The sequence below is a fragment of the Achromobacter sp. 18P8.1.1 genome, assembly GCF_057799415.1.
Genome location: NZ_JBYOKH010000005.1, coordinates 179,858 through 186,700, shown reverse-complemented (window position 1 = coordinate 186,700; position 6,843 = coordinate 179,858). Strand labels below are relative to the sequence as shown.

Here is a 6,843-nt window from a genome sequence, read left to right as displayed (position 1 = left end):
GCACGCGGGGCGCAATGGGTTTGGGGGTGGGGTGCGGGGTTTCCTTTGGTGGTGGCTCTTGCGCCAGCAGCATCGGCACCATCGCGCCCAGCAGATAGGTCACGGTGGCGCCGGTGGCCTCCAGGCGGTCGAAATAGCGGCTGGCGGAAAAGCGTTCGTCGCACACGATGGATGCGCCCGTCACCAGCGCCTGGAAGCAGGCGTTCAACGCGTTGGTATGGAACAGCGGCAGGCTGGTGTAGAGCACGTCCGCATCGGTGATCTCCAGATTGCGGGCCGCGATCCTGCCCCACCAGTAGAACTGCGCATGCGGGCAGCACACGCCTTTGGACAGCCCCGAGGTGCCCGAGGTGTACAGGATGGCCAACATGTCGCCGGGCCGGATGTCGGCGGCGGGCGGCAGGGGCGCATCGGGTGGCGGCGGCGGCGCACTGGCCGGCGCAGGCAGGCCATTGACCGGCGAGGCCTCGTCCAGCAGCCAGATCGCCCGCAAGCGCAACGCGTCTGCCGGTTCTGTGGCGGGCATGGCGGCCAGCGCCGACAGGGCCGGACAGGACGCCGCATCCGCCACCAGCAGCACGCAGCCGCTATTGGCCAGGATGTGCCGCAGCTGCATGCCGCGGGACGCCGTATTGATGGGCACCACCACCGCGCCCAGCCAACCGCAGCCCAGGACGATGGACAGGAATTCGTGCCGGTTGCCGGCCATCAGGCCGACACGGTCGCCACGCCCGACACCTGCCGAGACCAGGCGCGCGGCCCAGCTTGCGGCGTGGGCCGGCGCATCGCCGAAGCGCAAGGCCCCACCCGGCGCCTGCACCCACAGGCGATCGCCCAGACGGGCGCCCTGCTCCACCAACAACGACGGCAATGTCAACGCATGCATGGCGACGCTTCCCCGGTTGTGCGGCCGCTGCCTGGCGTGGCGCGGCTCTATGGAATTAGTCTAGGAATCAACTATTTATGTGTCAAATTTATAGGTATTATTTATCTTATAAATCAGACTGATATCAAGGGCATGCGTGGACTTCGACTTGAATCTCATGCGGGTTTTCCTGACCGTGCTGCATGAACGCAGCGTGACCCGCGCGGCGCAGCGGCTGAACCTGACGCAGCCCGCGGTCAGCTATGCGCTGGCCCGGTTGCGCGAGCGTTTCGACGACCCCCTGTTCGTGCGCACCGCCACCGGCATGCAGCCCACGCCCATCGCCTTTGCGCTGGCAGGCCCGATCGAACGCGGCATGAACAGCTTTGCCGAAGCCGTCAGCCTGCGGCAGCGTTTCGACCCCGCCACCAGCACCCGGCGCTTCCGGCTGTCCATGTCGGATATCGGTGAAATGGTCTTCCTGCCGCTGTTGATGGAACGCGTGCATGCGCTGGCCCCACGCCTGCAGGTCGAGGTGCTGGAAATTCCGCTGGAGCAATTGCCCCAGGCGTTGAAGGATGGCGAGGCCGATCTGGCCATCGGCAACCTGGCGGGCCTGGGCCGCCATACCCGCCACGCCGACTTGTTCAGCGAGCGTTACGCCTGCATGGGGCGGCGCGGCCACCCGGTGCTGTCGGCCGGCCTGACCCGCGGACAGTTCAAGCGGCTGGACCATATCCTGGTGGCCTCGCGCGCCAGCGCGCACCGCCTGCTGGACGACGTGCTGGGTGAAGCCGGCCTGCACCGCCAGCCCTACCTGACACTGCCGCACTTTTCCGCCGCCGCCGAGATCGTGCGCCGTACCGACCTGACCGTTACGCTGCCCTATCGGGCGGCCATCTGGTTCAACCGCGACAACGCGTTCGAGATCCGCCCCCTGCCGCTCACCCTGCCGCCGCTATGCGTTACGGTGCACTGGCACGCACGCTTTGAAAGCGATCCCGGCACGATGTGGCTGCGCCGTCTGGTCGAAGACACATTGGCCGACCGCAGCCCGGCATGATTTGATCGATTCATGCAACAGACCCTGACAAACCAGGGCGTAGATACGCGCAGTTCCTGCAACTAGACTGGCTCCATTCTTATTTCCCACCCGGAGCCCGCCATGTCTATGCTTCCCGCCCTGCGCCGTCTGCTACAGACCGCCGCCCTTGCCGCGCTGATCGCCCCGGCCCACGCCGCCGGCACCGGCCTGACGCTGACCCATTTCAATCCCGGCAACGACGCCATCTTCCCGGTGTCTTCGGTGCTGGTCAGCGGCCAGCACGACGCCATCCTGATCGATGCGCAATTCGGCAAATCGCAAGCCGCAAAAGTGGTCGACATGGTGCGCGCCAGCGGCAAGAAGTTGACCACCATCTACATCAGCCACGGCGACCCCGACTTCTACTTCGGCCTGGACACCGTGTTGGCGGCCTTCCCCGACGCCCGCGTCGTGGCCACCGAACCGACCGTGCACCACATCAAGGAAACCGTGGACGCCAAGATCGGGTTCTGGGGCCCGAAGCTGGGTGCCGATGCGCCGTCCAAGGCAGTCATCCCGCAAGTGCTGCAAGGCCGCACGCTGACGCTGGAAGGCCAGACGCTGGAAATCACCGGACTGGACGGCCCGCAGCCGGATCGCAGCTTCGTGTGGATCCCGTCGCTCAAGGCCGTCGTAGGTGGTGTGGTGGTGTTCGGCGACCTGCATGTGTGGATGGCCGACACGCAAACGCCGCAGTCCCATCAAGATTGGCTGGCCACGCTGGCGCGCATCGAGCAACTGGCTCCCGTCACGGTCATCCCGGGCCACTACGCGCCAGGCGCACCGCTCAACCTGGAATCCGTCCGCTACACGCAGGCCTATATCCGCGCCTTCGACACGCAAGCCGCGAAGGCCGGCGACAGCGCCGCACTGATCGCCGCGATGAAGGCGCAGTATCCCAAAGCGGGTGCCGCCGCGTCGCTGGACATCAGCGCCAAAGTCGCCAAGGGCGAAATGAAGTGGTGACAGGCGGTGCGGGCGGCTAAGGGAGGCCTTTGCCGCCTGCTCCTGCTCTGTCAGGCGCTACCCCATTGCCGCCAGCATCAGGTCCAGGTTCTGCACCGCCGCGCCGGAGGCGCCCTTGCCCAGGTTGTCGAACACCGCGGTCAAGAGCACCTGGCCATGCTGCTCGTTGCCATAGACCGCCAGCCGCAGATCATTGGTGCCGTTGAGCGCCTGGGGATCCAGATGCGTGTGCGCCGCGGCTTCCTGGCGGTCTACCACCTGCACATGCGTCGTGCCGGCGTAGTGTCGTTGCAGGCAGTCATGCAATTGCTGGCTGGTCACGCCCGCCGGCAGCAAGCGCAGTTGCAGCGGAATCGTCAGCACGATGCCCTGGCGGAACGCGCCGTACGCGGGCACGAACACGGGACGTTGCGCCAGGCCCGCATGCGCTTCGATTTCCGGCGTGTGCTTGTGCGCCAAACCCAGTCCGTACAGCTGGAACGCCGGACCTTTCGCGCCGTCCGGCCCTTCATAGGCGTCCACGCTGGCGCGGCCACCTCCCGAATAGCCCGACACCGCATGCACCACGGCCGGGTAGTCGGCAGGCACCAGCCCGGCCTGGATCAAGGGGCGCAGCAAGGCGATGGCGCCCGTCGGGTAGCAGCCCGGATTGCTGACGCGCTTGGCATGGGCGATCAGGTCCGCCTGCCCCGCGTCCATCTCGGGAAAGCCGTACACCCAGCCGGGTGTGGTGCGATGCGCCGAGCTGGCGTCGATCACCCGCACCTTCGGGTTCACGACGGACGCCGCGGCCTGGCGGGCCGGCTCGTCGGGCAGGCACAGGATGGCCACGTCGCTGGCGTTGATGGCTTCGGCGCGGCGTTGCGGGTCCTTGCGCTCGGCCTCGGGCAGCGTCAGCAGGCGCAGGTCGGTGCGACCGTTCAGGCGTTCGTGGATCTGCAGGCCGGTCGTGCCTTGGTCGCCGTCGATAAAGACAAGAGGATGGGTCATGACGTGCTCCGTCCCGGTCGGGAGGTGGGGTTGTGGCGGGCGCCGTCGCTGGCAATCCCAGCGGGGCAAGTCCGTATCATCGATCCGCAGGCAACATAAGAAAAGTCGAATATCATGATCATTGGATTCATCTTTTCTGAACGATAAAGCCATGCGCGAAATCAGCCTGGACCGCTTGCGCACCCTGGTGGCGATTGCCGATCTGGGGTCTTTCGCGGATGCCGCCCGCGCCCTGCACCTGGCGCCCCCTACCGTCAGCCTGCACGTGGCCGATCTTGAGGCCCGCATCGGCGCGCCGCTCCTGACCCGCAAGCGCGGCCAGGTGCGGCCCACCACCATCGGCGAAACCCTGCAGGAGCGCGCGCGCCGCTTGCTGGCCGAAGCCGACCAGGCCTTGGACGACGTGCAGCGCCAGGTGCAGGGCCTGTCCGGCCGCGTGCGGCTGGGCGCCTCTACCGGCGCCATCGCCCACCTGCTGCCGCAAGCCCTGGAAACACTGGGCCGCCACCACCCCGGCATCGACGTGCAGGTCGCCGTGCTGACCTCTCAGGAAACCTTGCAACGCCTGCATGACGGCACGCTGGATGTGGGACTGGTGGCGTTGCCGCAACCGCCCATCGATGGGCTGGTGCTCAAGCCCTGGCGCCGCGATCCGGTCATGGCGTTCCTGCCGGCCGGCTGGCCGGCACCGGCGCGCGTCACGCCGGCCTGGCTGGCAGACCGCCCGCTGATCCTGAACGACGCCACCACGCGGCTCTCGCGCCAGACCGGCGAATGGTTCGCGGGCGCCGGACTGAACCCGCGCGCGCGCATCCAGCTGAACTACAACGACGCCATCAAAAGCCTGGTGGCCGCCGGCTACGGCGCCACGCTGCTGCCGCACGAGGCGACCGCGCCGCAACCCGACCCGCGCATCATCATGCGCCCGTTACGCCCCGCACTGTGGCGCCCGCTGGGCATCGCGCACCGCGCGGAAAAGGTGGAGCAGGCGACCCGCCACGTACTGGACGTGCTGTGGGAGCTACGCGCCGCAAGCGGCGGATAAGCCCCTCAAGCCGCGCGGCGGAAGTACGCCGTGCGCGCCGTTTCATCGCGCAGCCGGCGCGCACGCGAACGGAACAGGTCCTTGCGGCCCACGATGCCCAGCAAACGGCCCGTGGCCCGGTCCACGATCGGCACGCGTCCCACACCTGACAGCGCCATGCGGTCCGCGATCCGGCTGGCCAGTTCGTCGGGATAACCGATCACCTGCTCGCGTCCGACCAGCATCTGCGCCAGGGTGCGGGAATCGTCCTGCGCATTCAGCGCCCACCCCAGCGAGTCGGCGCGCGTGACCTCGCCCACCACGACGCCTTGCGCGTCCACCACCGGATAGCTGGTGTGCACGGGTTGCAGCGTCGTGAAATGCGCGACGGCCTGCGCCACCGTCGCGGTGTCCGGCAGCGTGTCGACGGCCTGCGTCATGATGGCCGACACCCGCACCAGGTCGAACGGGTCCACATGGTATTCGCGGCTGATGTGATGGCCGCGGCGCGCGATCTTCTCCGTCAGGATCGACCGTTTCAACAGCAAGACCGTCACGCCATACGCGAAGACGCAAGCGGCCAGCACCGGCAGCAGCGCCCCCATATCGCCGGTCAGTTCTACCGCGAACAGCGTGGCGGTCAGCGGCGCGCGCATGGTGCCGCCCATCATCGCGGCCATGCCCAGCAAGGCCCAGAAACCGGCGTCGGCCTGCGGCAGCCAGGGCGTGGCCAGCGCGCCCAGCGCGCCGCCGAAGATCAGCAACGGCGCCAGCACCCCGCCCGACGTGCCCGACCCCAGGGCGATAGACCAGATCGCCACTTTCACCACCAGCAGCAGCAACACCGCCTGGAACGCCAGATCGCCCGCCAGCAGGTGACGGATGTTGTCATAACCAACGCCCAGCGCGGCGGGGTCGATCAAGCCGCCGATGCCGATCGCCAGGCCGCCAATGGCCGGCCACCACATCCAGTGCAGGGGCAGCTTCTCAAACAGGTCTTCGGCCGCATACACCAACGTCGTCAGCACGCCCGAGCCCAACCCCGCCAATACGCCCACCGCCGCGCAGGCCACAAGATGCCACGGGGTGAACGACAAGGCGCCGGCATAGGCGAAGACCGGACCGGCGTCCAGCGCGAAGGCGCGCGTGGCCGCCGCCACCAAGGCCGCCATTGCCACAGGCAGGAAGCTGCGCGGCTTCCATTCGAACAGCAGCAGCTCGACGGCCAGCAGCACAGCAGCCAGCGGCGTCGCGAAGATGGCCGTCATGCCGGCGGCGGCGCCGGCCACCAGCAAGGTCTTGCGTTCGGCGTCGTCCAGGTGGATGGTCTGCGCCAGCAAGGAGCCAATGGCGCCGCCCGTCATGATGATGGGCCCTTCGGCGCCGAACGGCCCGCCGGTCCCAATCGACACCGCGGACGACACGGGCTTCAGGATCGCGACCTTGGGCTGGATCCGGCTCTTGCCGATCAGGATGGCCTCCATGGCTTCCGGAATGCCATGCCCGCGGATCTTCTCGGACCCGTAGCGCGCCATCAGCCCGATGATCAAGCAGCCCGCGACCGGAATGAAAACCGAGCTCCAGCCCAACGCCCCGGTCGTGATGGGCAAGTCGGCGAACGAGAAGCGGCCGTGGTACGCCAGGTTGGTACACAGGGAGATCAGGCGCAGCAAGGCCCAGGCGGCGGCCACGCTGGCCAGGCCGACGGGAATGGCCAACGCCATCAACAGGACGACGCGGCGGTCGGTGGTGAAATCGCCCAGGCGGGTGGACGCTTGGGCGGACGATGGCGCTGATGCGGCCGGGGCTGATGCGGGAGAGGTGGGCATAGGCGAAACGGAAGTTCTGGAAAAAAGCGGGAATACAGCGGGAATACAGGGAGGGATGCGACAAAAAAACGCCGGCGTTTGCGCC

General features: G+C 67.7%; 6 protein-coding genes. 3 read left to right on the top strand and 3 right to left on the bottom strand.

The genetic code is table 11. The features are described from left to right. On the bottom strand, positions 1 to 886 hold an 886-nt coding region (locus AC27VE_RS06160), incomplete at its 3' end, for an AMP-binding protein (RefSeq protein WP_488703337.1). A gap of 157 nt (positions 887 to 1,043) precedes the next feature. Between AC27VE_RS06160 and AC27VE_RS06155 the strand changes: the two genes are divergently transcribed. Beyond that, on the top strand, positions 1,044 to 1,928 hold the full coding sequence (locus AC27VE_RS06155) for a LysR family transcriptional regulator (RefSeq protein ID WP_006223054.1): 885 nt from the start codon (positions 1,044 to 1,046) through the stop codon (positions 1,926 to 1,928). 102 nt (positions 1,929 to 2,030) lie between these two features. Continuing rightward, positions 2,031 to 2,915 (top strand): MBL fold metallo-hydrolase, encoded by an 885-nt coding sequence (locus tag AC27VE_RS06150; protein ID WP_488703336.1) that lies wholly within the window; start codon positions 2,031 to 2,033, stop codon positions 2,913 to 2,915. Positions 2,916 to 2,972: 57 nt separating this feature from the next. Here AC27VE_RS06150 and argC read toward each other — a convergent pair whose 3' ends face one another. Continuing rightward, entirely contained in the window at positions 2,973 to 3,905 is a 933-nt protein-coding gene (argC, locus tag AC27VE_RS06145; protein WP_315130423.1) for an N-acetyl-gamma-glutamyl-phosphate reductase, read from the bottom strand. A 151-nt stretch (positions 3,906 to 4,056) separates the two neighbouring features. Here argC and AC27VE_RS06140 point away from each other — a divergent pair, with 151 nt between their 5' ends. Continuing rightward, a complete protein-coding gene (locus tag AC27VE_RS06140; protein ID WP_488703335.1) occupies positions 4,057 to 4,950 on the top strand; it encodes a LysR family transcriptional regulator in 894 nt (297 codons plus the stop codon). Between the two features lie 5 nt (positions 4,951 to 4,955). Here AC27VE_RS06140 and AC27VE_RS06135 read toward each other — a convergent pair whose 3' ends face one another. Beyond that, complete coding sequence (locus AC27VE_RS06135; RefSeq protein WP_488703334.1) at positions 4,956 to 6,758, bottom strand: chloride channel protein; 1,803 nt, start codon at positions 6,756 to 6,758, stop codon at positions 4,956 to 4,958. Positions 6,759 to 6,843 lie beyond the last annotated feature (85 nt).